Source organism: Nonomuraea sp. NPDC050556 (assembly GCF_044457355.1).
Lineage (GTDB): Bacteria > Actinomycetota > Actinomycetes > Streptosporangiales > Streptosporangiaceae > Nonomuraea.
This window is the reverse complement of record NZ_JBITGU010000004.1, coordinates 400666-424470: the sequence shown is the minus strand read 5'-3', so window position 1 is coordinate 424470 and position 23805 is coordinate 400666. Positions and strand designations below refer to the sequence as shown.

27 protein-coding genes are annotated in these 23805 nt (G+C 71.1%); 20 read left to right on the top strand and 7 right to left on the bottom strand.

Features of this window, described 5'->3' with window-relative positions; genetic code table 11:
- Positions 1–21 precede the first annotated feature (21 nt).
- On the top strand, positions 22–1188 hold the full coding sequence (locus tag ACIBG8_RS39125) for an alpha/beta fold hydrolase (RefSeq protein WP_397348259.1): 1167 nt from the start codon (positions 22–24) through the stop codon (positions 1186–1188).
- On the opposite strand, the gene ACIBG8_RS39120 is transcribed toward ACIBG8_RS39125, so the two are convergent.
- Positions 1185–1820: an SDR family oxidoreductase gene (locus tag ACIBG8_RS39120; protein ID WP_397348258.1), complete on the bottom strand. Its 636-nt coding sequence runs from the start codon at positions 1818–1820 to the stop codon at positions 1185–1187. The genes ACIBG8_RS39125 and ACIBG8_RS39120 overlap by 4 nt on opposite strands.
- Entirely contained in the window at positions 1817–2977 is a 1161-nt protein-coding gene (locus ACIBG8_RS39115; RefSeq protein WP_397348868.1) for a thiolase family protein, read from the bottom strand. Before ACIBG8_RS39115 ends, ACIBG8_RS39120 begins: the two co-directional genes overlap by 4 nt.
- 82 nt (positions 2978–3059) lie before the next feature.
- Between ACIBG8_RS39115 and ACIBG8_RS39110 the strand changes: the two genes are divergently transcribed.
- Positions 3060–3485: a winged helix-turn-helix transcriptional regulator gene (locus ACIBG8_RS39110; RefSeq protein ID WP_397348257.1), complete on the top strand. Its 426-nt coding sequence runs from the start codon at positions 3060–3062 to the stop codon at positions 3483–3485.
- Here ACIBG8_RS39110 and ACIBG8_RS39105 read toward each other — a convergent pair.
- Positions 3463–3870, bottom strand: a complete 408-nt coding sequence (locus ACIBG8_RS39105; RefSeq protein ID WP_397348256.1) for an SRPBCC family protein — start codon at positions 3868–3870, stop codon at positions 3463–3465. The two genes, ACIBG8_RS39110 and ACIBG8_RS39105, sit on opposite strands and share 23 nt — an antisense overlap.
- A 139-nt stretch (positions 3871–4009) precedes the next feature.
- Here ACIBG8_RS39105 and ACIBG8_RS39100 point away from each other — a divergent pair, with 139 nt between their 5' ends.
- Complete coding sequence (locus ACIBG8_RS39100) at positions 4010–5155, top strand: MFS transporter (protein ID WP_397348255.1); 1146 nt, start codon at positions 4010–4012, stop codon at positions 5153–5155.
- A gap of 53 nt (positions 5156–5208) precedes the next feature.
- On the opposite strand, the gene ACIBG8_RS39095 is transcribed toward ACIBG8_RS39100, so the two are convergent.
- The 3 genes from ACIBG8_RS39095 to ACIBG8_RS39085 form a co-directional block, all read right to left on the bottom strand.
- Entirely contained in the window at positions 5209–5610 is a 402-nt protein-coding gene (locus ACIBG8_RS39095; protein ID WP_397348254.1) for a DUF4259 domain-containing protein, read from the bottom strand.
- A gap of 139 nt (positions 5611–5749) precedes the next feature.
- Positions 5750–7177, bottom strand: coding sequence for a chlorohydrolase family protein (locus ACIBG8_RS39090; RefSeq protein WP_397348253.1), 1428 nt, complete (start codon positions 7175–7177; stop codon positions 5750–5752).
- 16 nt (positions 7178–7193) lie between these two features.
- Positions 7194–7754 (bottom strand): NADPH-dependent FMN reductase, encoded by a 561-nt coding sequence (locus tag ACIBG8_RS39085; protein WP_397348252.1) that lies wholly within the window; start codon positions 7752–7754, stop codon positions 7194–7196.
- Positions 7755–7832: 78 nt separating this feature from the next.
- On the opposite strand from ACIBG8_RS39085, the gene ACIBG8_RS39080 reads away from it, so the two are divergent.
- The 17 genes from ACIBG8_RS39080 to ACIBG8_RS39000 all read left to right on the top strand — a co-directional run bounded on the left by ACIBG8_RS39080 (position 7833) and on the right by ACIBG8_RS39000 (position 23280).
- On the top strand, positions 7833–8282 hold the full coding sequence (locus tag ACIBG8_RS39080; RefSeq protein WP_397348251.1) for a MarR family winged helix-turn-helix transcriptional regulator: 450 nt from the start codon (positions 7833–7835) through the stop codon (positions 8280–8282).
- Positions 8283–8352: 70 nt separating this feature from the next.
- On the top strand, positions 8353–9087 hold the full coding sequence (locus tag ACIBG8_RS39075; protein WP_397348250.1) for a glutathione S-transferase C-terminal domain-containing protein: 735 nt from the start codon (positions 8353–8355) through the stop codon (positions 9085–9087).
- Positions 9084–10325, top strand: a complete 1242-nt coding sequence (locus ACIBG8_RS39070; protein ID WP_397348249.1) for an LLM class flavin-dependent oxidoreductase — start codon at positions 9084–9086, stop codon at positions 10323–10325. Before ACIBG8_RS39075 ends, ACIBG8_RS39070 begins: the two co-directional genes overlap by 4 nt.
- Entirely contained in the window at positions 10322–11137 is an 816-nt protein-coding gene (locus ACIBG8_RS39065; protein ID WP_397348248.1) for an LLM class flavin-dependent oxidoreductase, read from the top strand. Before ACIBG8_RS39070 ends, ACIBG8_RS39065 begins: the two co-directional genes overlap by 4 nt.
- A complete protein-coding gene (locus ACIBG8_RS39060) occupies positions 11134–12141 on the top strand; it encodes an LLM class flavin-dependent oxidoreductase (protein WP_397348247.1) in 1008 nt (335 codons plus the stop codon). Before ACIBG8_RS39065 ends, ACIBG8_RS39060 begins: the two co-directional genes overlap by 4 nt.
- A complete protein-coding gene (locus ACIBG8_RS39055) occupies positions 12138–13229 on the top strand; it encodes an LLM class flavin-dependent oxidoreductase (RefSeq protein ID WP_397348246.1) in 1092 nt (363 codons plus the stop codon). Before ACIBG8_RS39060 ends, ACIBG8_RS39055 begins: the two co-directional genes overlap by 4 nt.
- Complete coding sequence (locus ACIBG8_RS39050; protein WP_397348245.1) at positions 13226–14827, top strand: ABC transporter substrate-binding protein; 1602 nt, start codon at positions 13226–13228, stop codon at positions 14825–14827. The genes ACIBG8_RS39055 and ACIBG8_RS39050 overlap by 4 nt, the downstream gene beginning before the upstream one ends.
- Complete coding sequence (locus ACIBG8_RS39045; protein WP_397348244.1) at positions 14824–15720, top strand: ABC transporter permease; 897 nt, start codon at positions 14824–14826, stop codon at positions 15718–15720. Before ACIBG8_RS39050 ends, ACIBG8_RS39045 begins: the two co-directional genes overlap by 4 nt.
- The gene (locus ACIBG8_RS39040; protein ID WP_397348243.1) at positions 15720–16502 is read left to right on the top strand and encodes an ABC transporter permease; all 783 of its coding nucleotides are present in this window, start codon (positions 15720–15722) and stop codon (positions 16500–16502) included. Before ACIBG8_RS39045 ends, ACIBG8_RS39040 begins: the two co-directional genes overlap by 1 nt.
- Positions 16499–18034 carry a dipeptide ABC transporter ATP-binding protein gene (locus ACIBG8_RS39035; protein ID WP_397348242.1) on the top strand — a complete coding sequence of 512 codons (1536 nt, stop codon included), beginning with the start codon at positions 16499–16501 and terminating at the stop codon, positions 18032–18034. The genes ACIBG8_RS39040 and ACIBG8_RS39035 overlap by 4 nt, the downstream gene beginning before the upstream one ends.
- 143 nt (positions 18035–18177) lie before the next feature.
- Complete coding sequence (locus ACIBG8_RS39030) at positions 18178–19035, top strand: hypothetical protein (protein ID WP_397348241.1); 858 nt, start codon at positions 18178–18180, stop codon at positions 19033–19035.
- Between the two features lie 69 nt (positions 19036–19104).
- Positions 19105–19710, top strand: coding sequence for a phosphatidate cytidylyltransferase (locus ACIBG8_RS39025; RefSeq protein WP_397348240.1), 606 nt, complete (start codon positions 19105–19107; stop codon positions 19708–19710).
- Complete coding sequence (locus ACIBG8_RS39020) at positions 19707–20507, top strand: phosphatidate cytidylyltransferase (RefSeq protein ID WP_397348239.1); 801 nt, start codon at positions 19707–19709, stop codon at positions 20505–20507. Before ACIBG8_RS39025 ends, ACIBG8_RS39020 begins: the two co-directional genes overlap by 4 nt.
- Positions 20504–21064: a lysophospholipid acyltransferase family protein gene (locus ACIBG8_RS39015; protein ID WP_397348238.1), complete on the top strand. Its 561-nt coding sequence runs from the start codon at positions 20504–20506 to the stop codon at positions 21062–21064. The genes ACIBG8_RS39020 and ACIBG8_RS39015 overlap by 4 nt, the downstream gene beginning before the upstream one ends.
- The gene (locus ACIBG8_RS39010; RefSeq protein WP_397348237.1) at positions 21061–21834 is read left to right on the top strand and encodes a class I SAM-dependent methyltransferase family protein; all 774 of its coding nucleotides are present in this window, start codon (positions 21061–21063) and stop codon (positions 21832–21834) included. Before ACIBG8_RS39015 ends, ACIBG8_RS39010 begins: the two co-directional genes overlap by 4 nt.
- Positions 21831–22607: an NUDIX domain-containing protein gene (locus ACIBG8_RS39005; RefSeq protein WP_397348236.1), complete on the top strand. Its 777-nt coding sequence runs from the start codon at positions 21831–21833 to the stop codon at positions 22605–22607. Before ACIBG8_RS39010 ends, ACIBG8_RS39005 begins: the two co-directional genes overlap by 4 nt.
- Positions 22600–23280: a methyltransferase domain-containing protein gene (locus tag ACIBG8_RS39000; RefSeq protein ID WP_397348235.1), complete on the top strand. Its 681-nt coding sequence runs from the start codon at positions 22600–22602 to the stop codon at positions 23278–23280. Before ACIBG8_RS39005 ends, ACIBG8_RS39000 begins: the two co-directional genes overlap by 8 nt.
- Here ACIBG8_RS39000 and ACIBG8_RS38995 read toward each other — a convergent pair.
- Complete coding sequence (locus tag ACIBG8_RS38995; protein ID WP_397348234.1) at positions 23256–23768, bottom strand: PadR family transcriptional regulator; 513 nt, start codon at positions 23766–23768, stop codon at positions 23256–23258. The genes ACIBG8_RS39000 and ACIBG8_RS38995 overlap by 25 nt on opposite strands.
- Positions 23769–23805 lie beyond the last annotated feature (37 nt).

Here is a 23805-nt window from a genome sequence, read left to right as displayed (position 1 = left end):
CGCTTTCCTAGCGTTGGGCGCATGAGAGGTTTCTTGCTGTTGACGCTCGGCGTGGTGCTGTCCACCGTCGCCGGGGTGCTGGGGTTCTTCGCCGTGGCGATGGTGGTGCCGTCCGTGCCGGTGTTCGCCGGGGCGGGCGCGCTCGCGGTGGCCGGGACGGCGTGGCTGTTCGGCCGCTGGGGTGCGCGGGCGCTCGGCTGGCGCCGGGTGTGGCCGTACGTCGCCGTCGTCACCGCCGCGCTGTGCGGCCTGACGGCCGTCACGGTGCTGCGCCCGGCCGACGTGCCCGCGCGGGCGGCCGTCCCCGCCGGGGTGCGGTTCTGGGACCTGCCCACCGGCTCCCGCCTCGCCTACTACAGGGAACCTGCCAGAGGTACGGCCAGGCCGTACCCTGTGCTCTTCCTGCACGGCGGGCCGGGCACGCCTGGAGAGGGGATCCCGGAGGGCGGCGAGGAACTGGCCGCCAAGGGGTTCGACGTGTACGCCTATGACCAGCTCGGCGCCGGGCGCTCCACCCGCCTGGACGACGTCACCGGCTACACGATGGCCAGGCACGTCGCCGACCTCGACGCGATCAGGACGAAGCTCGGCGCCGAGCGGGTGATCCTGGTCGGCAGGTCGTTCGGCGGCACGCTGTCCGCCGCGTACATGGCCGCTCACCCCGACCGCGTCGAGCGCGCGGTGCTGACCTCCCCTGGACCGATCTGGGATCCCGCCTTCCCCGAGGGCGCCGGCTCGCCCTGGGGCAAGGACGGCGAACCGGACGTCTCCCTGCGCTTCCTGGTGCAGAGCGTCCTGCTCGGGCTCAACCCGGCGTCCGCGCGCGCCCTGGTGCCCGACCGTGAGGCGGACGCGAGCTTCCGCGCGCTGCTCCTCGCCGCCAAGGACGCCACGAGCTGCCCCGGCGCGCCGCCCGCGCCGGTGCACGACAACCAGCCCGGCTTCTACACCAACCAGCTGACCTCGCAGGACCCGGTGCCCGACCCGCGGCCGAAGCTGCGCGAGGTGCGGGTGCCGACGCTGGTCGCGCGCGGCGAGTGCGACTACCTGAAGCCGGAGGTGGCCAAGGAGTACGCCGAGGTCCTGCCGGACGCGACCTTCGTCGCGGTGCCCGGCGCCGGTCACTCGGTCGCCAACGGCCGTCCCGACCTCTACAGGAAGCTGCTGCTCGACTTCCTGACGCGCTAACCGGCCAGGCCCGCCTTCACGTCCCGGGTGAGCTGGTCGGCCAGCACTTCCTCCCTGCCCGCCTCGATCGCGTCGAGGGTCTGCGCGACCACCTCGTCCGGGCTGATCTTCGGCGCGTTCACCCTGGCGGCCATGTCGGTGTCGATGAAGGCCGCGTGCACCCCGACCACCAGCGTGCCCTGGGCCCGAAGCTCGGCGCGCAGGCTGTTGGTGAGGTTCCAGGCGGCAGACTTCGACGCCGCGTAGGTGCCCGCGTTCGGCAGCGAGATCCACGACAGCACCGACAGCACGTTGACCAGGGCGCCGTCCGCGAGCCGCGGCGCGAACGCCCTGGACACGGCCATCGTGCCGAAGTAGTTGACCTCCATCTCGGCGCGCGCGTCACCGCTGAGGATCCCGGCGTTGTTGATCAGCAGCGTGACGTCGCCGCACTGCTCCGCCGCCCTGGCGACCTGCGCGGGGTCGGTGATGTCCAGCTCGACGGGCAGCACGCCCTCGTCGGTCACGGTGGCCGGGTTGCGCGCTCCGCCGTACACCCGGCTCGCGCCGCGCGCCAGCAGGGCCTGCGCGTACGCCCGCCCGAGCCCCCTGTTGGCCCCCGTCACGAGGGCCGTCACACCGGCGATCTTCACAGCGCCTCCAGGATCGTGGCGTTGGCCATGCCGCCGCCCTCGCACATCGTCTGCAGCGCGTAGCGGGCGCCGCGCTGCTCCATCGCGTTGACCAGGGTGGTCATCAGGCGCGCCCCGCTGGCGCCCAGGGGGTGGCCGAGCGCGACGGCTCCGCCGTTCACGTTGACCTTGGCCGGGTCGGCGCCGGTCTCCTGCTGCCAGGCCAGCACCACGCTGGCGAACGCCTCGTTGACCTCGAACAGGTCGATGTCGTCCAGCGCCAGCCCGGCCCTGCGCAGCACCTTGTCGGTCGCGGGGATCACGCCGGTGAGCATGAGCAGCGGGTCGGAGCCGGTGACGGCGAAGGAGTGCAACCTGGCCCTCGGGCGCAGGCCCAGCTTGGCCGCCAGCGAACTGGTCGTGATGAGCAGGGCGGACGCGCCGTCGTTGGTCGGGCTGGAGTTGCCCGCCGTGACCGACCAGTCGATCTGCGGGAAGCGCTCGGCCATCGCCGGGTCGTAGAAGGCGGGCTTGAGCCCGGCCAGCACCTCGGGGGTCGTGCCCGGCCTGACCGACTCGTCGATGCCCTTGCCGACGACCTCGCGGGCGAACCGGCCCTCCGCCCAGGCGTAGGAGGCGCGGCGGTGCGACTCGACGGCGTAGGCGTCCAGGGCCTCGCGGCTGAGCGACCACTTCGCGGCGATCAGCTCGGCGCTGATGCCCTGCGGCACCAGGCCCTCCGGGTAACGCGCCTGGACGCCGGGGCCCCACGGGTCCGAGCCCGGCAGCACGTTCGACCACATCGGCACCCGGCTCATCGACTCGACGCCGCCCGCGATCACCAGGTCGTACGCGCCGGACATCACGCCCTGCGCGGCGAAGTGCACCGCCTGCTGGCCGCTGCCGCACTGCCGGTCGATCGTCGTGCCAGGCACGCTCTCCGGGAGCCCGGCCGACAGCGCCGCCCAGCGCGCGATGTTCTGCGCCTGGTCACCGACCTGGTCGACGCACCCGGCGATGACGTCGTCCAGTTCCTCCGGATCGATGCCCGTGCGCTCGACCACGGCGCGGATCACCCCGGCCAGCATCTCCACCGGATGGACGTCGTGCAGCGCGCCGTTGGGCTTGCCCTTGCCGATGGGCGTGCGCACGGCCTCCACGATCACCGCGTCCCGCATCATGCCTCCGTTGTTAGTTGGAAAATCAAACTCACCGTCTCATCTGCTAAGTTGGAAATCAAGACGGACAGGAGTGTGAGGTATGCCACGGGAGTGCTCGATCGCCAACGCGCTGGAGGTCGTGGGCGAGAAGTGGAGCCTGCTGGCGATGCGCGAGGTCTTCTGGGGCGTGCGGCGCTTCGACCAGATCGCCCGCAACACCGGGGCGAGCCGCGACATCCTGGCCGCGCGGCTGCGCAAGCTGGTCGAGGTGGGGTTGCTGGAGCGCGTGCCGTACGAGGAGCATCCGCCGCGCTACGAGTACGTGCTCACCGAGGCCGGCCGGGGGTTGCACGCGGTGCTGCTCACGCTGATGGACTGGGGTGACCGCTACGTGACGCGGGGGGAGCCGCCGACGGTGTGGGAGCACGACTGCGGGCAGGTGCTGGAGCCGCAGGTCACGTGCGCCCACTGCGCCAGGCCGGTCGAGACGGACGGCATGCGCCTCATCCGCGCTCACCGAGTCTGACCAGCGCGGCCACCACGTCGGGGAAGTCGGCGGTGATCGCCGGGCCGAGCTCGGGGTCGAACGCGCCGGTGATCTCGGTGCGGTAGGTGACGCGGGTCAGCCCGCCGTCCAGGCGGTCGAGCCTGTGCACGGTACGGACCACGAAGTCGCCCGCGTCCATCTCGTCGGTGAACAGCTCGCCTGCGACGACCTCGACGATGCGCATCTCGATGGGGTCGTCGCCGGGCGGGGTCATCCTGAACGTGGTGCCGACCGCGAGAGGGCCGTCGACCTCGATCTTCTCGATGCCGTCGTTCCACTGCGGCCAGGCCGCGATGTCCGACCAGTGGCGCCACAGCGCCTCGGGGGCGGCGGTGGTCTCGGCGGCGTGCTGGTAGTCCCACATGGCGTTCTCCTTCGCTCATTTGCTCTGTGCATAGACTATCTACGCGAAGACTATCTGGCAAGAGAAATGCACGTGCTATGTGTCTCACAATAAGAGATGAATTGTCCCACTAAGCGAGACTTGCTCTAAGGTCTCGTGCATGCGCTGGATGATGTTGAGCCTCGGTATGGCAGCCCAAGGGGCCGGATGTGTCTTCATGTACGGCCTGCCGTTCCTCCTGCCCGCGTTCCGGGCGGAGTTCGGGCTCACGCTCGCCCAGGCGGGGATCCTGGTCGGCGCACCCAGCGCGGGGATGTTGTTCACCCTCATCGCCTGGGGCTGGGTCGCCGACCGGTTCGGCGAGCGGCTGGCCATGACGGCGGGGCTGGTGATGGCCGCCGCGTTCCTGGCGGGAGCGGCGGCCACCGGTGACCCCGTCGTGCTGGCCGTCCTGCTCGCGCTGGCCGGAGCCGGCGGTGCGGCGGCCAACGCGGCCAGCGGGCGGGTGGTGCTCGGGTGGTTCCCCAAGGAGCGGCGCGGGGTCGCCATGGGCTTCAGGCAGACCGCGACGCCGCTGGGCGTGGCGGTCGCGGGGGCCGTCACGCCCCGCTTCGCCACCGTGCAGGGGGCGTTGCTGGCCATGGCGGTCATCTGCGCGGTCACCGCCGTGGCCGTGCTCGCGTTCGTCCGCGACCCGGCGCGCGGTGCTTCGGGACCTGCCTCACGTACGGCGTCGCCGTACCGGGACGCCGGGTTGTGGCGGGTGCACGGGGCGAGCGCGCTGCTGGTCGTGCCGCAGTTCGCGACGGCGGCCTTCGCGGTCACCTACCTGGTCTCGGCCAGGGGCTGGGACGTCGCCTCCGCCGGTCAGCTGGTCGCCGGGGCGCAGTTCCTGGGTGCCGCGGGGCGGCTGGCGTGCGGGCGGTGGTCGGACGCGGTCGGCAGCAGGGTCCGGCCGATGCGGCAGCTCGCCCTGGTCAACGGGGTGGTGATGGTGTTGCTGGCGGCGTCGGTGCAGACCTCGTGGGGGTTGCCGCTGATGATCGCGGCGCTGGTGATCTCGATGTCGGGCAACGGGCTGGCGTTCACGGCGGTCTCCGAGCTGGCCGGATCCGCCTGGGCGGGGCGGGCGCTCGGGGCGCAGAACACCGCGCAGAACATCGTCTCGGCCGTCACGCCCGGCGTGGTCGGTGCGTTGATCGCGGGGACCGGGTTCGGTGTGGCCTTCGCGCTGGCGGGGGCGCTCGCCCTGGTCGCGGCCGTCGCGACCCCGAGCGAGCCCACCCCGGCCGCGGTCACCGTCTAGCTCTCGCTACACCGTCTAGCTTTTGTTTCACCACCTGGTCTTTGTTCAACCGTCTAGCTGGTCAGCGCCTGGCGGTAGGGGACCAGGGTGGCCAGCCACTCGTCCTGGGCGCCCGCGTCCTCCCACAGCTCGTAGACCTCGTTGTCGTCCTTGGTCGTCGCTCGGTCGAGCACGGCCAAGGCGGCCTGACGCAGGTCGGCCGTCGCGGCGAACGAGTTGGCCGCCAGCCACTTCGCCGCCACCGAGTCCCGCTCCTCGCCCAGGATCCGCGCGCCCACCAGGCAGGCCACCGCGATCGCCCCGGAGAGCTCCGGGCTCTCCAGGTAGCCGGGCTCGTCGAGGATCTCCCGCATCGCCGAGGCCATCGCCTCCTCCAGGTCGGCCGCCCCGTCGAGATCGCCCAAGGCGTCGAGAGCGCCGTCATTGCCGAAAGGTCCGATATCCCATGCACCCATGGCGATATTTCTAGCACCCGCTGCATCCCGTGTAGCGCCTCCCGAGTGAAGCCGGGAGGAGGATCGGATGACGATTCCGGTGGCACCGAGCGCCATCCCGGCGGGCGGTCGCGCTAACCTCCCGAGACCCGAACGGCGGTCAGAGGGTGCGGAAGGAAGGCGGGAAGAGCGTCTCGGCGGGGCGGCGGAGGTGGTCGCGGGTGGAGTAGGCGGCCTTCATCCGCTCGAAGTAGGACTGCGCCCGCACGCGCATCGCCTCGGCGTCCACCCCCGGGAGCGAGCCGTCGCGCAACACGGTCCTGCCGTTGATGACGACGGTGGACACGTCGGACCCCGAGCAGTTCATCAGCATCGTCCTGATCGGGTCGTCGTACACCCCCACCCGTGGCGAGGCGAGCGACACCGCCACGATGTCCGCCTTGGCCCCGGGAGCGAGCCGTCCCAAGTCGGTACGGCCCAGCGCCCGAGCGCCGCCGAGCGTGGCAGCCCGGTAGTAGTCGGCCGCCGCCCCGGCGGACAGCCGTCCGGTGACCAGCTTGGCCAGGTTGTTCCCGTAGTCCATGTTCCTGATCATGTCCGGCGGGAACGAGTCGGTGCCGAGCGCCAGGTTCACCCCGGCAGCCGCGAACTCGTCGAAACGCAACGCCGAGCCGTACCGCACCGACGTCAGCGGGCAGTGAACCACCGAAGCCCCGGACGCGGCCAGCGCGGCGAGTTCGGTGGCGATGTCGAGGTGCACGGCGTGCGGGATCAGCAGCCCAGGCCCGAGCAGCCCGGTCTCGCGCAGCAGGTCGAGGGGCCGCTTGCCGTACCAGGAACGCAGCAGCTCGATCTCCCCGGAGCCCTGCAGGCAGTGCAGCCGCACCAGCGACCCCAGCTCGGCGGCGGCGGAGGCGGTGGCCCGCATCAGGCCGGGGGTGAGCGTCTCGATGCGGCACGGCAGCAGCGCGCCTCTGATCAGCCCGCCGTACGAGCCGTCGAAGTCCTGGAAGAAGCGGACCGCGTCCGCGAGGCCGGAGACGCCGAGCGGCTCGTCCCACAGGACGTCGCGCGTGCCGTCGTCGCGCACGACGTTCACGCCGGACCGGTAGCTGGGCCCGAGGTACATCCTGAGGCCCAGCTTGGCGGCCGACGCGGCCGTGGCCGCCATCTCGTCGTACGACTCCGCCCACGCGCTGTGCGTCTCTGCGGCGATCGGCATCGCGGTGGTGATGCCGTTGCGCACGAGCTGCGTCAGCGCGTACTCGCGCATGAAGGCGGTGTCCTCGAACGGGAAGACGGCCTGGCGCCTGTTGCGGAAGTAGTCCTCCGACCAGGTCAGGCCGTCGAAGGAGGCGTGCCAGGAGTCGAGGAGGGCGTGGTCGATGTCGGCGAGGGCGTCGAGGTCGATGAAGCCGGGCCCGGCGACGGCCAGTCCGAGGTCGACGACCTCGTCCACCGCGCCGGGGTAGTCGCGGCCGACGAACACGATCGTGTCGTCGCGGTAGACGATCTCGCCGTCGCGGTGGATGACGTGGTCGGCGCCGTCGAAGCCGATGACGAACGCCGCTTTCAGCAGGATGAGCACATATAACGGTATACCACTAGGCGGCGCGCACCGAGCGCAGTGCGGTGCTCCAGGCGATGAGCTGGTCGAGCAGCCTGGTCAGCATGTCCTCCTGCCGGGCTGCGGGGGCGAAGACGGAGAAGTTCTCGAAGTCCGTGAAAAGGCTCAGCTCGACCTGTGCCCGCACGTCGGCGAGCTGCAGCTCGGCCGCGATCAGCCGCAGGTGCTCCACCGCGCGCACCCCGCCGGAGCCGCCGTAGGAGACGAAACCGACGGCCTTGTTGTTCCACTCCTTGTAGAGGAAGTCGATCGCGTTCTTCAGCGCCCCCGAGGTCGAGTGGTTGTACTCGGGCGTCACCACCACGTAGCCGTCGAAGGAGTCGATGGTCCGCGCCCAGGCGAGCGTGTGCGGCCTGCCGTACTGGCCGACGGACGGGAGCGTCTCCTCGTCGAGGTGCGGCAGGTCGTAGTCGGCGAGGTCGACGATCTCGAAGGTGGCGTCGTCGCGCTTGCTCGCGAGGTCGTGCACCCACCGCGCGACCGTGTCGGCGGTACGGCCGGGCCGGGTGCTGCCGACGATGATCCCAATGCGTGTCATGAAAGATCCTCTCTCAGTTGATGTGTCAACCATAGGCAAAGTCGGGTTGATGCGTCAACCGTCGATAGACTGGGCGGTATGGACGGGCTCGACGAGCGAGAGGAACGCGCCTGGCGCGCCTTCTTCGAGATGCAGGTGCGCTTCTGGCGTCACATGGGCCAGCAGCTCCAGCGCGACACCGGCCTCTCCGAACCCGACTTCGCCGTGCTCACCGCCCTGGCCCAGGCCCCCGAGGGACGGCTGCGCCCCTACGAGCTGGGCGGCTTCATCGACTACGAGAAGAGCAGGCTGCACCACCACCTCACCCGCATGGGCGAGCGTGGCCTCATCGCCCGCGAGCAGTGCGCCGAGCCGGCGCGGGGCGCGATGATCGTGCTCACCGAGGCGGGCCGGGCGGCGATCGACAGCGCCATTCCGCAACGTATCGCGCACGTCAGGCGCTGGCTGATCGACCCGCTCACCGAGGATCAGCTCGACACCCTGACCGACATCTCACACCAGGTCCTGGAGGGCCTCGACAACGACTGAAAAATCAGGGCATTGACATCCATCCCCCTATTTCCTACTTTTTATGTAGGTATTAGGGAGAGGATAACCCATGCCCGCCTTCGCGACCCCCGCAGACACCGAGATCCACGGCGTCTACGCGGCCCAGCCGATCTACCCCTTCCAGGACCGCGTGACAGCGGACGGCTCCAGCGGATACCTCGCCGAGCCCGGCCGCTACCACCTCTACATAGCCTGGGCCTGCCCCTGGGCCCACCGCGCCGCGATCGTCCGCAAGCTCAACGGCCTGGACGACGTGATCTCCCTGTCGTACGTCGACGACGAGCGCGACGCGCGCGGATGGGCGTTCCGCGAGCGCAGGGGCGAGGACCCGGTCAACGGCTTCACCCTGCTCAGGCAGGCCTACGACGCCACCGAGCCCGGATATCCCGGCCACATCTCGGTGCCGGTGCTGTGGGACAGGAAGACGCACCGGGTGGTGAGCAACAACTACCCGGACATCACGCTCGACCTGAACACCGCGTTCCGGCAGTGGTCCGACCCGTCGGTCGACCTCTATCCCGAAGATCGACGGTCCGAGATCGACGCGCTCAACGAGGAGATCCTGCACGACGTCAACCGGGGCGACGGCCGGTTCGAGCCCTACGACAAGCGGCTGGCCGACAGCAGGTACCTGTTCGGCGACGCGCTCACCGAGTCGGACGTGCGGTTGTGGGTGACGCTGGTGCGCACGCCGGTCGAGCGGCTGGAACCGTATCCGCACCTGCTCGCCTACACGCGCGCCCTCCACGAACTGCCCGCCTTCCGCGAAACCACACCGGCATGAGCAGGCAGGTCCACCTCGCCGCGCACTTCCCCGGCGTCAACAACACCACCGTCTGGGCCGACCCGCGCTCGGGCAGCCAGATCGACGTCGACTCCTTCGTCCACCTGGCCAGGACCGCCGAGCGCGGCACGTTCGACTTCTTCTTCCTGGCGGAGGGCCTGCGGCTGCGCGAGCTCAAGGGCCGCATCCACGACCTCGACGTGGTCGGCCGCCCGGAGGCGCTCACCGTGCTGGCCGCGCTCGCCGGGGTCACCGAGCGGCTCGGCCTGGCCGGAACGGTCAACGCCACCTTCAACGAGCCCTACGAGCTGGCCCGCCGCCTGGCCACGCTCGACCACCTGAGCGGGGGCAGGGCGGCATGGAACGTGGTGACCACCTCGGACGCCTTCACCGGCGAGAACTTCCGCCGGGGCGGCTACCTCGACCGCGCCGACCGCTACACCAGGGCAGAGGAGTTCGTACGGCTGGCCCGCACGTTCTGGAGCTCCACGGACGTCAGGCACCAGGGCAGGCACTTCGACGTCGAGGGGCGCTCCAGCGTCCCGCCGAGCCGCCCGGTGATCATCCAGGCGGGCGACTCCGACGAGGGCAGGGAGTTCGCGGCCAGGACCGCCGACGTCATCTTCAGCAGGCACGGCACGCTGGAGGAGGGCAAGGCGTTCTACGCCGACGTCAAGCGCAGGCTCGCCGCCTACGGGCGCGACCACGACGAGCTGAAGATCATGCCGGGGGTCACGTTCGCGCTGGGCGACACCGACGAGGAGGCCGCGGAGAACGCGGCCGTGATCCGGCGGCAGCAGGTCGGCCCGCAGACGGCGATCGCGTACCTGGAGCAGATCTGGGGTCGTGACATGTCGGCCTACGACGCTGAAGGTCCGTTACCTGATGTGGAGCCGGGCGGCGGGGTGTCTGAGGGCCGGGTGCAGGAGGCCAACCGGCTGGCCGTGGTCGCCAGGTGGCGCGCGGTCGCCGAGGAGAAGGGGCTGAGCATCCGCGACCTGGTCATCGAGATGACCGGCCGGCAGTCGTTCGTCGGCTCGCCCGCCACGGTCGCGGCGCAGATCGACGCGTTCGTGCAGGCGGAGGCGGCCGACGGGTTCATCCTCGTGCCGCACCTGACGCCGGGCGGGCTGGACGACTTCGTCGACCGGGTGGTGCCGCTGCTGCGCGAGCGCGGCGTGTTCCGCACCGAGTACACCGGCACGACCCTGCGCGAGCACCTGGGAGTGAAACCATGATCCATCTGGCAGGAGCCGTGGAAGGCGTCGCGCAGGTGCTGGAGGCCGAGCGGGCGCTGCTCGACTTCGTGACCTTCCCGGCCGAGCCGTACGACGGGGTGCTGGTCGCCGCGCACGCGGCCACCCGCACCACCCGCGTCGGGCTGGTCCCGACCGTCACGACCACCCATACCGAGCCGTTCCACGTGGGGATCGGCATCGCCACGCTCGACCACGTCAGCAAGGGGCGCGCGGGATGGCGGGTGGCGACCTCCCCGAGCGGCGAGGAAGCGCGACTCTTCGGCAGGAGGACCGACCTGACGGACCTGGAGCTGGAGGCGGCCGACGCCGTCGAGGTCGCGCGCAGGCTCTGGGACTCCTGGGAGGACGACGCCGAGATCCGCGACGTCCCGACGGGCCGGTTCGTCGACAGGGACAAGCTCCACTACATCGACTTCGAGGGCCGCTGGTTCTCGGTGAAGGGGCCCTCGATCACGCCGCGCCCGCCGCAGGGCCAGCCGGTCGTGGTCGCCGACGCGGGTCTCGGCGTGGAGGCGGACGTCGTCCTCGTCACGCCCAGGGACACCGCGCACGCCTGGGAGCTCGCCGACGCGGGCACCAGGGTCTTCGCGCTGGGCGCGACCGACGTGGAGACGGTCGTCGACTGGCACCAGGCGGGCATCGACGGGTTCCTGCTGCCCGTGGCCGACGCCGTCGAGCTGGCAGCGGAACTGCGGGACAGGGGCCTGTTCCGCACCGCCTACGAGGCCACCACCCTGCGGGGGCTGCTCGGCCTGCCGCGCCCCGCCAGCCGCTACGCGGAGGTGTCATGAAATTTCTGGCTATCACGTTGATCGTGCATGACGGCGCCCAGAGCACCACGGACCGGTTCCGCGAGGTCGTCGACAACGCCGTGCTCGCCGAGGAGCTGGGCTTCGACGGCTATGGCGTGGGGGAGCGGCACGAGCGCCCGTTCATCTCCTCCTCTCCGCCGGTCGTGCTCAGCCACATCGCCGCGAAGACCAGCACGATCCGCCTGTTCACCGCCGTCACCACGCTCAGCCTGCTCGACCCGGTCCGCGCGTTCGAGGACTACGCCACCCTCGACCACCTGTCCGGCGGGCGCCTGGAGCTGATCATCGGCAAGGGGAACGGCGCGGCCCAGGCCCAGCTCTTCCACGTCACGCCTGAGGACCAGTGGGAGCGCAACCGCGAGGGCTACGAGCTGTTCAGACGCCTGTGGCGGGAGGACAAGGTCACTTGGAAGGGGTCGTTCCGGCCCTCGCTCGACGAGGCGGAGACCTGGCCGCGCCCGCTCCAGCAGCCGATCCGCGTCTGGCACGGGAGCGCCACCAGCAAGGAGTCCGTCGACCTGGCGGCGAAGTACGGTGACCCGCTCTTCTCCGCCAACGTCACCAACCCCATCGAGCCCTACGCCGAGCTGATCGACTACTACCGCGAGCGCCTGGCCTTCCACGGCCACGAGAACGCGCTGGTCGGCGCGGGCACGGCCGGTTACTACGGCGCCAAGCGGTCGCAGGACGCCGTGGAGACCTACCGCCCGATCTACGAGGCGCGGCTGGCGTTGTTCAAGAAGGTCGGCATCGTCCCGGTCTTCCCCACGCTGGAGGACGCCATCGAGCGCAGCTCCATCCTCGTCGGCAGCCCGCAGCAGATCATCGAGAAGGTCCACCGCTACCACGAGCGGTTCGGGCACTCCTATATGCACATCACCGCCGACCGGGAGGGGCTCACACCTGAGGAGCACATCGAGACGCTGGAACTGTTCCAGAGCGACATCGCCCCGGTGCTCAGGCCTTTGGGGGAGGTCTCATGACCGCCCTGTCGATCCTGGACCTGGCGCCCATCTCCTCGGGCAGTACGGCAGGCGAGGCGCTCCGCAACACCCTCGACCTCGCAGTAAAAGCCGAAAAATCGGGGTATCGGCGGTACTGGGTGGCGGAACATCACTTCGCCCCCGGCGTGGCCAGCGCGGCGCCTGCCGTACTCATCGGACTGATCGCCCAGGCCACCTCCACGATCCGGGTCGGGTCCGGCGCCGTGCAGGTCGGGCACCAGACGCCGCTGGCCATCGTGGAGCAGTTCGGCCTCATCGACGCGCTCCACCCGGGCCGCATCGACCTGGGTCTCGGCAGGTCGGGGCAGCGGCGGAAGGAGCTTCTCAAGGAGCCGCTGGAGGCCGCTCCCGCGGAAGAGCGGGTCGTGGACGGGCTGCTGATCCCCAAGCCGTTCTCCTTCGCCGCCATCGCCCGGTCACCACTTTTCCGGCTTTATAGCGAACTGCTCCAGCAGCCCGGCGCGGAGAGCCCCGACTTCGCCGACGTCGTGGACGACATCCAGGCGCTGATCGCGGGAACGCATCAAGCGCACGCCGTACCCGGTGAGGGTGCGGACGTCGAGTTGTGGATCCTGGGCAGCAGCGGCGGCCAGAGCGCCGAGGTGGCGGGGGAGCGCGGCCTGCCGTTCGCCGCCAACTACCACGTCAGCCCAGCCACGGTCCTGGAGGCGGTGGACGGCTACCGCGCCGCGTTCAAGCCGTCGCCCCAGCTCGCCGAGCCGTACGTGATCGTGTCCGCCGACGTGGTGGTCGCGGAGGACGACGCGACGGCGCGGCGGCTGGCCTCGCCGTACGGGCCGTGGGTGCACAGCATCCGCACCGGCGCGGGCGCCATGCGCTTCCCCTCGCCGCAGGAGGCCGAGGCGCTCGACTGGGACCGCGAGCTGGTCGCCGACCGGATCGACACCCAGTTCACCGGCTCGCCGGACACCGTCCTCGAACGGCTGCGCACCCTCCAGCGGGTCACCGGGGCCGACGAGCTGCTCGTCACCACCATCACCCACGAGCACGCCGACCGGGTGCGCTCCTACGAACTGCTCGCCGAGGCATGGAAAGGACAGTCGTGAGGTTGGCACCACTGCTCGCCGCCACCGCCCTGGCGGTGACCGCCTGCGGCGCGCAGGCGGCGGGTCCCGTCGAGAACACCGCGCTCACCTGGGCGGTCGAGACGCAGCCGGTCACGTTCAACCCGCAGCTCTGGGCGCAGAACAAGGCCAGGCTGCTGGTGTTCAACCAGTTCGACGCGCTGGTCGCCAGGGGGAAGGACGGCGCTTTCGAGCCCTGGCTGGCCAAGTCGTGGACGATCTCCGACGACAAGCTCACCTACACCTTCCAGCTGCGTGACGACGTCACCTTCCACGACGGCACCAGGTTCGACGCCGCCGCGGTGAAGGCCAACCTCGACCAGTTCCTCGTGCCCGCCTACAACCCGGTGGTCGCCGCGATCCAGCTGCACGCCTTCGACCGGGCCGAGGTGGTGTCGCCGACCACGGTGAAGATCGTGCTCAAGGAGCCGGACGGGTTGTTCCTCGACTTCCTGGCCTCGCCGTACGCGGGACAGGTTTCCCCGAAGTCCCTCAAGACGGCCAAGAACCTCAAGGCGGGTGGCGTCGACCTGGTCGGGACGGGACCGTTCATCCTGGACAGGTACGTGCAGGGGCAGGAGGTCCACTACAAGCGCAACCCGGCCTACAACTGGGCTCCGGCCGGGGCCGGGCACCAGGGGCCGGCGCACCTGTCGGAGATCACCTACCGGTTCCTGCCCGAGGCGGCGGTGCGGGTGGGCGCGCTCACGTCCGGCCAGGTGCAGGTCATCGAGGGCGTCCCGGCCACCGAGGTGAACCTGATCAAGAAGGACCCCGGCCTGACCTTCCAGACCGCGCTCAACTCGGGCACCGCCTACACCTACTACTTCAACATCTCGCACGCCCCCTTCGACGACCTCCGGGTACGGCAGGCCTTCCGCGAGGCCGTCGACCTCGACAAGGTGCTCGCCTCGATCTACCAGGGCACGGCCGTCAGGGCGTGGAGCCTGGTCGGCAAGTCGAGCCCGTTCTACGACGCCACCCTGGAGAAGACCTACGGCGGCGACGCGGCCAAGGCCAACGCGCTGCTCGACGCCGCCGGATGGAACCAGCGCGACGCCGAGGGCTTCCGGGTGAAGGACGGCAAGCGGCTGACCGTGCGCGAGGTCGCCTCTGCGCCGTTCGTCAGGGACCGCAGGGACATCCTGTCCCAGGCCATCCAGGCCCAGGTCAAGCAGAGCGCCGGCATCGACCTTCAGGTCAAGCTGCTCGACCAGGGCGCGGCGCAGAAGGCGCTCGACGCGGGCGAGTACGAGCTGTTCGGCAACTCGCGCGGCGACTCCGACGTGGGCGCGGCGCTGAACCTGATCCTGCCGGAGAAGGCGGCCATCAACCGCAGCCACTTCAAGAGCGCCGAGGTGGAGAAGTGGCTGCGCGAGGCAGCCGCCAGCTCCTCGCCTGAGGAGCGGAAGGCCCTCTACGCCAAGGTGCAGCAGGTCGTGGTGGCCGACGAGGCGATCGTGCTGCCCGCCTACGTGCCCGCCGACCAGATCGCCGCGTCCAAGACCGTGCAGGGCCTCGGCTTCGACCCGGTCACCGGCACCCCGCGCGGCGCCTACGACGTGCGGATCGGCACATGAGGCGGATCGCGACCGGCCTGGCCGTCCTCTGGGTGGCCGCCACCTCCTCCTACGTCGCACTCCTGCTCGCCCCTGGCGACACCGTCGACATCCTCGTCGGCGACGGGCTCGACACCCCGCAGATCAGGGCGCAGATCGTCGCCGAGTGGGGGCTCGACCGGCCGGAGATCGTGCAGTACCTCTCCTACCTGGGCAGGCTGGTCCGCGGCGACCTGGGCCGCTCCTACCAGTTGCAGCGCGGGGTGGGCGAGATCCTGTCCTCCCAGATCTGGCCCACCGTGCAGCTGACGCTCGCCGCCGCGGCGGCCGGGGTGCTGCTCGCCGTCGTCCTCGCGCTGGTCACCGCCGGTCGGCGGTCGTGGCTGGCGCAGAGCGCCGAGCTGGTGTCGGTCTCCGTGCCGCCGTTCGTCATCGGGATGCTGCTGCTCAGCGTCTTCTCCTTCACGCTCGGCTGGTTCCCCGTCTCCGGGGACCGCGGTGTCGCCTCGCTCGTGCTGCCCGCGCTCGCGCTCGGCCTGCCCATCGCCGGGGTGCTCGGCCAGGTGCTGCGTCAGGGGCTCGAACGGGCGCTGGAGCAGCCGTTCGCGCTCACCGCGCGCTCGCGCGGGCTCAGCGAGCGGGCGGTGGTGGCCAGGCACGCGCTCAGGCACGCCCTGCTGCCCGCCGTGACGCTGACCGGCTGGTTCGCCGGGACGCTGCTCGGCGGCGCGGTCATCACCGAGGCGCTGTTCGGCCGTCCGGGGCTCGGGCAGGTCGCCATGAACGCCGTCACCGGGCGCGACATGCCGGTCGTCATGGCCGTGGTGATCCTGTCCGCGGCCGTCTACGTGGGCATCAGCACGCTGCTCGACCTCGTCTACCGTGTCATCGATCCGCGGTTGAGGAGCGCCTGATGCGCTGGGTGGTCCTGGCGCTGATCGTGGCGGCGGTAGCCGTACCAGGAGTGTTGACCTCCACCGATCCGCTGGCCGCCGATCCGCTCAGGGCGTTGGAGTCGCCCAGTGCCGCGCACTGGTTCGGCACCGACCATCTGGGCCGCGACCTGCTGTCCAGGGTGGTGTTCGGCGCCCGCCACTCCCTCATGATCGGATTTTTCGCGACATTGGCGGGCGTCGGGGTGGGCGTTTTGCTCGGGCTGGCGGCCGGGCTGTCGCCGCGCTGGCTCGACGAGACGCTCGCCCGTTCCTTTGATGTCTTGTCCACCTTTCCCGAGCTGCTGCTCGCGCTGCTCGTCATCGCCGTCACCGGCCCAGGCACCTGGAACATGATCGCCGCCATCGGCCTGGCCCAGATCCCCAACTACGCCAGGGTGACCAGGGCCCAGACCTTCGTCGTACGGCGCGCCGGATACGTCGAGCAGGCCGTCACCGCCGGGTTGTCCGGGGCGCGGATCACCGTCAGGCACGTGCTGCCCAACGTGCTCGGCCCGATCCCCGTCCTGGCCACCATCGGGCTCGGCCAGGCCGTCATCGCCGCCTCCGGCCTCAGCTTCCTCGGCATGGGACCCCAGCCGCCCGCCGCGGAGTGGGGCGCGATGCTCTCTGAGGCCCGTAACTACCTGCGGATCGCCTGGTGGGAGGCGTTGTTCCCGGCGGTGGCGATCATCGCGACCGTGGTGTGCCTGACCGTGATCGGCCGGCGCCTGCAGCGCCGCTTCGAAGGGAGAACGTCATGACGCTCGTCGAGGTCGCGGACCTGCGCGTCTCCTTCGGCGCCGAGGAGGCGGTGCGCGGCATCTCGTTCACGGTCGGCGCTGGCGAGTGCGTGGCCGTGGTGGGGGAGTCGGGGTCGGGCAAGAGCGTGACCGCCAGAACCCTGCTGGGCCTGTCGGGCGGTACGGTCACCGCCTCCACTCTTGCCCTGGACGGGCAATCCGTCCTGGGCTTCACCGGTCGTGACTGGCGCAAGCTGCGCGGCCGCTTCGCCGGTCTGGTCCTGCAGGACGCCCTGGTCTCCCTCGACCCGCTGCGCACGGTGGGCGCCGAGGTCGGATGGGCCGGGCGCGAGAAGGTCATCCCGCTGCTGGAGTCGGTGGGCATCCCGGAACCGTCGGTCAGGGCGCGGCAGCACGCCCACCAGCTCTCGGGCGGGTTGCGGCAGCGCGCGTTGATCGCCTCGGCCATCGCCGCCGACCCCCGCCTGATCATCGCCGACGAGCCGACGACCGCGCTCGACGTCACGGTGCAGGCGCAGGTGCTGTCGTTGCTGGCGGCGCGGAAGGCGTTGGGTACGGCGTTGCTCATCATCAGCCACGACCTGGCGGTCGTCGCCTCGATCGCCGACCGGATCCTGGTCATGAAGGACGGCCAGATAGTGGAGGAAGGCCCAACTGAGGAGGTGCTGGGCACCCCCACCCACCCGTACACCCGCACCCTGCTGGCCGCCATCCCCTCGGCCGCCTCCCGAGGCACCCGGCTGTCCGCCGTGGCCAGCGGCGGCACCCCGCTGAGAGCCCCCCTCCCCACCAGAACGATCTCTTGGGACACTCCAGCCCTGACCGCGACGAACCTGTCCTTCTCTTACGGCTCACGCCAGGTGGTGGACGACGTGTCCTTCACCCTCCACAGGGGCGAGACGCTCGGCATTGTCGGCGAATCCGGCTCAGGCAAGACGACGGTGGCGAGACTCGCCCTGGCTTTGCTCCAGCCCCAGCGCGGCTCGGTGGAGCTCCACAACTCCCCTTGGAGCGTCCTTCATGAACGCCAACGCCGACCGCGGCGATCCGCCATCCAACTGATCACCCAGAACCCGCTGGACTCCTTCGACCCCCGCCACACCGTAGCCAAACTCATCGCCCAACCGGCTGCCCGGACCAGGGAGCTCTTGGAGAGGGTAGGCCTGGACCCATCGATGGCGAGCCGCCATCCCCGCTCGCTGTCCGGCGGCCAACGCCAGCGGGTAGCGATAGCCCGCGCCCTGGGCCCCCGCCCATCGGTCCTGATCTGCGACGAGCCAGTGTCCGCGCTGGACGTCTCGATCCAGGCCCAGGTGTTGGACCTGTTGGCGGAGCTCCAGGCGGCGAAGGGGCTGGCGTTGCTGTTCATCTCCCACGACCTGGGTGTGGTGCACCACGTGAGCGACCGGGTGCTGGTGATGAAGGACGGCCGGGTGGTGGAGGAGGGCAACGTGGACGACCTGTTCTTCCTCCCCCAACACCCCTACACCCAGACCCTCCTAACCGCCCTCCCCCACCTCACCAACGCCTGACCCACCCACCCTCCTGGTGCCCGGCGGGAGAGGCCAACCTCCAGTGGGGCAACTTCGCGGTCTACGAAATAGTCCGAGGGTTGTAGCGGCGGCGCCTCCCGCCGGAGGATTCGCGGCGGGAGGCGCCGTCCCAGACTGGGCCCATGAAGAGGTTCGCTTACGGCATCGCGGCGCTGCTCCTGGCCAGCTCGGTGTTCCACGGCACCGTCTATCTCGTCGACGACGGCGGCTGGTCGGGGCCGGTGTCGTGGCGCAAACCCATCCTGTTCGGCTTCTCCTTCGGGCTCACGCTGGCCACCCTGGTGTGGGTCTCCGGCCGGGTACGGCTGACGCCGCGCCAGGAGCGCTGGATCCTCGGCCCGCTGGCCGTCGCCAGCCTGATCGAGGTCGCGCTGATCGCGGCGCAGAAATGGCGCGGCGTGCCGTCCCACCTCAACTTCGCCACCCCCGCGGACGCCACGATCTCCGCGGTCCTGGCGGTGACCGCCTTCCTCGGGCTGATCCCGCCGATCGTCGCGATCACGTATCTCGCCTACCGCCGCCTGGACGCGCCGCCCGAGATGCGGCTGGCCATCAGGGCCGGGCTGGCGATCCTCGTACTCAGCCAGTTCGCGGGCGGCGCGCTGATCGCCAACGGGCGCGTGATCGGGCTGCCGCCCGAGGCCACGGACCTGTCGATCTTCGGCGCGGCCGGGCAGCTCAAGGTGCCGCACGCGGTGACCCTGCACGCGTTGCAGGTGCTGCCGATCCTGGCCGCCCTCCTGGCGCTGACCTCGTGGAACGCGGGCGCCAGGCTCCGCATCGTCGTCATGGCGGCCGCCGGGTACGCCGGGATCGTGCTGGTCGCGGTGTTGCAGGCGCTCCAGGGGCGCGCGCCCGCCGATCTCACGGCCGTCACGGGCGCGCTGCTGCTGGCGAGCGCCGCCGCGCTGCTGGGCTCAGGGGGAGCGGCGCTGGTCAGGATCTCCCCAGCGGCGCTCGCACGGCTGAGTCGTAAGTAGCGGTACCTAGGGCGAATTGCGCTTAACGCCCCATGTGTCGAGGGGTCCCCCGGCCCGACGCTGGACCCCATGAACGGCCTCTACACACTCAAGCCCTGGTACGCCGCCCGGCTGGGCGGAGTGCGCAGGCTGCTCGTCACGCGCGGCGTGCGACCAGGGACCATCACCCTCGCCGGGATCGGCTTCGGGGCGGCGGCGGGCGCGGTCCTCTGGTTCGCCGCCCCTGGACCGCCGGCCGCGCTGGGGGTGGCCGCCGCGCTGGCCGCCCGGCTGGCGTGCGCGAACCTCGACGGCGGGGTGGCCCGCGAGAGCGGGCGGCGCAGCAGGTTCGGCTTCGTGGTCAACGAGCTGGGGGACCGGCTGGCCGAGTACGCGGCGCTGGCCGGGTGCCTGGCGATCGCGTCTCCCGCGCTGGTGGCGGGTGCGGCGCTGGCCGCGACGCTGCCGTCGTGGGCCGCCCTGGCAGGCGCCGCCGCGGGGGCGGGGCGCGTGCAGGGCGGTCCTGTCGGCAAGACCGAGCGTTGCGTCCTGCTGGTGGGGTTCGCGCTGACGGGCTGGTCGGCGTGGCTCCTGGTGCTCGCCCTTGGTTCCCTGCTGACCGCGGTGGTACGGCTGGCCCGGCTGCGCGCCTCGCTTCGGGACCCCTCGCCTGACCTCCGGGTCGTGCGGCCATGATCCTCGACACGGCTCCCTACCTCGCGGGCGCGCTCGGGGTGAGCGGGTTGGCCGTGTGGCGCTCACGGCAGCGCGAGCTGCTGCGCCGCTGGAGCACCTGGGCCGTCGCGGCACCCCTCGTGACGTGCGCACTCCTGCTCGGCTCGGCCGGTGCCGCAGGGTTGGCAAGCCTTCTGGGTGCGATCTGTGCCCTCGAATACACCCGCCTGGTACGGCTTCGCCTTTCCCAGGGGCTCGCCATGGTCGCGGTGGCCGCCCTCCTGCCGCCGGCTGTTCTCGTCGACAGCGGGGTCGTGCGGGTTCTGCTGGTTCTCTGTGCCTTCGCGGTCGTTCTCGCGCCCGTCCTGTCCGGTGATGTCGAGGACGGCGCGCGGAGGGCGGCGTTCGGGGTGTTCGGGCTCGTGTGGTTCGCCCCGCTGGCCGGGCTGGCGCTGCTCGGCCCGCCGACCGCCTTCGCCCTCTGCCTGGCCGTGGCCGTCGCCGACGTCTGCGCCTGGTGCGGCGGCAAGCTCGTCGGCGGCCCGCCCCTGTCCCGGCTCTCGCCCGCCAAGACCTGGGGCGGTGTGCTCGGCGGCGCCGCTGGCGGCCTCGCGGTGCTGGCCCTGCTCGGCGCCCTCACCCCAGCCCTGGCGCTCGCCGTAGCCGTCGGAGCCCCCCTCGGCGACCTGCTGGAGTCGATGGTCAAGCGCGGCGCCGGCGTGAAGGACGCGGGCACGTGGCTCCCCGGCTTCGGCGGCCTCCTCGACCGCGTCGACTCCCTCCTGCTGGCCCTCGCCGTGGCGGTGGTGCTCCCATGATCGGTTCCCTGGCCAGGCGCTGCCTGTGGCGCGCGATCTTCAAAGCCAACGGCGGGTTCGCCGTGGAAGGGCCGCTCCCGCAGGGCCCGTGCGTGGTCGTCGCCAACCACTCCTCCCACGCCGACACCGCCGCCCTGCTCGCCGCCCTCCCCGCCCGCCGCCGCCCGATGGTGGCGGCCGCCGCCGACTACTGGTTCGCCGGGCCGTGGCGCTCGCTCGTCTGCCGCGCCCTCGTCGCGGGCTTCCCCGTGCGGCGGGGCGGCGGCGGCACCGCCGACCTGGCGCACGCCGTACATCTCCTGGAGCGGGGACGGGTGGTCGTCGTCTATCCCGAGGGCACGCGGTCGCGGGACGGCGCGGTCGGCGACTTCCACTCCGGCGCCGCGCGCATCGCCGGCAAGGCGGGCGTGCCGCTCGTGCCCGTCGCCATCCACGGCACCCGCGACGTCCTGCCCGTGCACGGCCGGGTGCGGCGCGGGCGCGTCCTGGTCCGGTTCAAGCCACCCGTCCACGACCTCGAAACCGCACAACACCTGATCGAAGGAGATATTTCATGAAGTGGGCTCTCATGCGGTTGCTGATGCGTACCGCGGGACGGCTGAGCCGGGGGATCCGCATCGGCTACCGCCACGGGTTCGACAGCGGCACCATGCTCGACTACGTCTACGTCAACGAGTCGCACGGCCTGCTCGGCGTCGGCAAGCTCATCGACCGCGCCTACCTGAACGCGGTCGGCTGGCGGGCCATCAGGGCCAGGCGCGACCTGCTGCACAACGTGCTCAGGGACGAGGTCTCCGCCAGGGCGGGCCGCGCGCTGGTGCTCGACGTCGCGGCCGGACCGGGACGCTACCTCCAGGACCTCGCCAAGGAGCAGCCGGAGATCGAGGTCGTCTGCCGCGACCTGGCCGAGGACGGCCTGCGCCTGGGCGCGGCGCAGGCGCACGGGCGCGGCCTGACCAACATCCGCTACGAGCGGGGCGACGCCTTCGACCCGGCCCCGCTCGACCGCCCCGCCGACATCATCGTGGTGTCGGGACTCTACGAGCTGATCCTCGACCAGGAGCTGATCGCCAAGTCCGTCGCCAGGCTGCGCGACCTGCTCGCCGACGACGGCGTGCTCGTCTTCACCACCCAGACGCGTCACCCGCAGCTGGAGTTCATCGCCAACGTCCTGCCCAACCGCGACGGCGACCCGTGGATCATGGAGTGCAGGAGCGCCGAGCAGGCGCACGCGTGGGCGCGGGCGGCGGGCTTCGTCGACGTGCTCAGCCGGATGGAGAGGGTCGGCCTGTTCGCCGTCACGACGGCCACTACCGTGGAGCGGTGACTGCCGACGGAGATTACGGGATGCCAGGCTCGCTGGCGAAGGTGCTGGCCGACGTGACGGCCGAACGCGTGGCCCAGGACGTCATGTGGGGCATCCAGGAGCGCCCCGACGGCACGTCCACAGCCCGTACGGCGGAAGCCGACGCGGCCAAGCTGGAGCTCGAAAGGGCCAAGGACGACGAGGCCCACACCTGGCGGCACATCCTGCACGAGGAGGTCCTTGAGGCGTTCGCCGAGGAGGACCAGGACCGGCTGCGCACCGAGCTGGTCCAGGTGGCGGCCGTCGCGGTGAAATGGATCCAGGCCGTCGACCGGCGCGGGACCCGCGCGCCGCACCAGGTGAAGCAGGCGCGCTTCAGGACGATCACCGACGTGCACGTGCTGCTGGTCCGCGACGGGAACGTGCTGCTGGGCAGGCGCAGGAACACCGGGTACGCCGACGGCCAGTGGCAACTGCCCGCCGGGCACCTGGAGGAGGGCGAGTCGGTCACCGAGTGCGCGGTCCGCGAGGCGCGTGAGGAGGTCGGCGTCGAGCTCACCGACCTCAGGTTCGCGCACGTGGACCACCGCGCCCCCGAGCGGGTGGGGTTCTTCTTCGTGGCGGAGAGCTGGGCCGGGGAACCGTACAACGCGGAGCCGGACAAGTGCTCGGAGCTCGCCTGGCACCCGCTCGGCGCGCTGCCCGCGGACACGGTGGACTACACGGCGCGGGCCGTACGCGAGATCCTTGACGGAAAGACGTTCGGGCTGCACGGGTGGGTTCAGGATGCTTGACTACGACGCCGAGGCGGACAGCTACGACGAGACGCGCGGCGGGCTGCCCCGAGCGCGCGCTGCCGCCGACGCGGTGCGCTCGCTGGTGCCCGGCGGCACGCTGGTGGATGTGGCGTGTGGGACCGGGCTGGTGAGCAGGGAGCTGGCCAGGAGCGGGCTGCGGGTGCTCGGGATCGACGCGTCGCACGGGATGGCCAGGATGGCGTCGGGCCGGGTGCTCGTCGCGGTCGGTGACTCCCGCAGGTTGCCGCTGCCTGACGCGAGCGTGGACGCGGTGAGCCTCATCTGGCTCCTGCACCTGGTCCAGGACGCCGCGCCGATCGTCGCCGAGTGCGCCAGGGTGCTGCGCCCCGGCGGCGTCCTCGTCACCACGGTCGCCAAGTCCGCCTCGTACGCCGACGACCTCGACCCGCTGCTCGCGCCGTACAGAGAGGCCACCGACGAAGCGGGGCTGATCGCCGAGCTGGCCGCGGCACACGGCCTGCGCCCGTCGGGCGAGGCCGCCTTCACCGGGCACGGCCAGACGAGGACCCCGGCCAAGGTCGTCGCCGACCTCAAGGCGGGCCGCTACTCCTTCACTGCGGGACAGAGCCTGCTCGACGCGCTCGAAGCGCTGCCCGACCAGGACAAGCCCAGGCCGGAGCCCGTCTACCGGCTGCTGGCCTTCAGCTGATCGATCACGCCGTCCGCCCATTCCAGGCACGCCCGCGACTGCGCGAGGCCGAGCTGCAGGGCGAACTGCCCGAACCGGTACCCCTCGGGCGCCGGCGGGATCGACTCCAGCTGCGCCAGGCGCGTGGCGAAGTGTTCCCTGAGCCTGGTCACCGCCTCGATGGCCTCGTCGGTCTCCAGTAGCGGTAGCAGGAACGTGTGCAGCGCCGTCTCGCTCCTGGGCGGCGCCGTCGGGTGGAAGTCGAGCATCCACTCGCGGAGCGTCCGCGACCCGTCCTCGGTGATCGCGTAGATCTTGCGCCCGCGCGCCCCTTCCTCCAGCACGGTGATGAGCCCGTCGGCCTCCATCTTCACCAGCTCCGGATAGATCTGGCTGTGTTGCGCCTGCCAGACGTGGTTGATCGACACCCCGAACTTCTTGGTCAGGTCGTAGCCACTGGCTGCGCCTGCGGTGGTGAGCAGGCCGAGGAGCGCGATCCGCAAGGACATGATTCCCATCCTACAAAGGTATTGACATGTCAGAGCT

Coding starts and splice junctions, on each gene's coding strand:
- ACIBG8_RS39125 (WP_397348259.1), top strand. CDS start 22: ATGAGAGGTTTCTTGCTGTTGACGCTCGGCGTGGTGCTGTCCACCGTC.
- ACIBG8_RS39115 (WP_397348868.1), bottom strand. CDS start 2,977: ATGCGGGACGCGGTGATCGTGGAGGCCGTGCGCACGCCCATCGGCAAG.
- ACIBG8_RS39110 (WP_397348257.1), top strand. CDS start 3,060: ATGCCACGGGAGTGCTCGATCGCCAACGCGCTGGAGGTCGTGGGCGAG.
- ACIBG8_RS39105 (WP_397348256.1), bottom strand. CDS start 3,870: ATGTGGGACTACCAGCACGCCGCCGAGACCACCGCCGCCCCCGAGGCG.
- ACIBG8_RS39100 (WP_397348255.1), top strand. CDS start 4,010: ATGCGCTGGATGATGTTGAGCCTCGGTATGGCAGCCCAAGGGGCCGGA.
- ACIBG8_RS39095 (WP_397348254.1), bottom strand. CDS start 5,610: ATGGGTGCATGGGATATCGGACCTTTCGGCAATGACGGCGCTCTCGAC.
- ACIBG8_RS39085 (WP_397348252.1), bottom strand. CDS start 7,754: ATGACACGCATTGGGATCATCGTCGGCAGCACCCGGCCCGGCCGTACC.
- ACIBG8_RS39080 (WP_397348251.1), top strand. CDS start 7,833: ATGGACGGGCTCGACGAGCGAGAGGAACGCGCCTGGCGCGCCTTCTTC.
- ACIBG8_RS39075 (WP_397348250.1), top strand. CDS start 8,353: ATGCCCGCCTTCGCGACCCCCGCAGACACCGAGATCCACGGCGTCTAC.
- ACIBG8_RS39070 (WP_397348249.1), top strand. CDS start 9,084: ATGAGCAGGCAGGTCCACCTCGCCGCGCACTTCCCCGGCGTCAACAAC.
- ACIBG8_RS39065 (WP_397348248.1), top strand. CDS start 10,322: ATGATCCATCTGGCAGGAGCCGTGGAAGGCGTCGCGCAGGTGCTGGAG.
- ACIBG8_RS39060 (WP_397348247.1), top strand. CDS start 11,134: ATGAAATTTCTGGCTATCACGTTGATCGTGCATGACGGCGCCCAGAGC.
- ACIBG8_RS39055 (WP_397348246.1), top strand. CDS start 12,138: ATGACCGCCCTGTCGATCCTGGACCTGGCGCCCATCTCCTCGGGCAGT.
- ACIBG8_RS39045 (WP_397348244.1), top strand. CDS start 14,824: ATGAGGCGGATCGCGACCGGCCTGGCCGTCCTCTGGGTGGCCGCCACC.
- ACIBG8_RS39040 (WP_397348243.1), top strand. CDS start 15,720: ATGCGCTGGGTGGTCCTGGCGCTGATCGTGGCGGCGGTAGCCGTACCA.
- ACIBG8_RS39035 (WP_397348242.1), top strand. CDS start 16,499: ATGACGCTCGTCGAGGTCGCGGACCTGCGCGTCTCCTTCGGCGCCGAG.
- ACIBG8_RS39030 (WP_397348241.1), top strand. CDS start 18,178: ATGAAGAGGTTCGCTTACGGCATCGCGGCGCTGCTCCTGGCCAGCTCG.
- ACIBG8_RS39025 (WP_397348240.1), top strand. CDS start 19,105: ATGAACGGCCTCTACACACTCAAGCCCTGGTACGCCGCCCGGCTGGGC.
- ACIBG8_RS39020 (WP_397348239.1), top strand. CDS start 19,707: ATGATCCTCGACACGGCTCCCTACCTCGCGGGCGCGCTCGGGGTGAGC.
- ACIBG8_RS39015 (WP_397348238.1), top strand. CDS start 20,504: ATGATCGGTTCCCTGGCCAGGCGCTGCCTGTGGCGCGCGATCTTCAAA.
- ACIBG8_RS39010 (WP_397348237.1), top strand. CDS start 21,061: ATGAAGTGGGCTCTCATGCGGTTGCTGATGCGTACCGCGGGACGGCTG.
- ACIBG8_RS39000 (WP_397348235.1), top strand. CDS start 22,600: ATGCTTGACTACGACGCCGAGGCGGACAGCTACGACGAGACGCGCGGC.
- ACIBG8_RS38995 (WP_397348234.1), bottom strand. CDS start 23,768: ATGTCCTTGCGGATCGCGCTCCTCGGCCTGCTCACCACCGCAGGCGCA.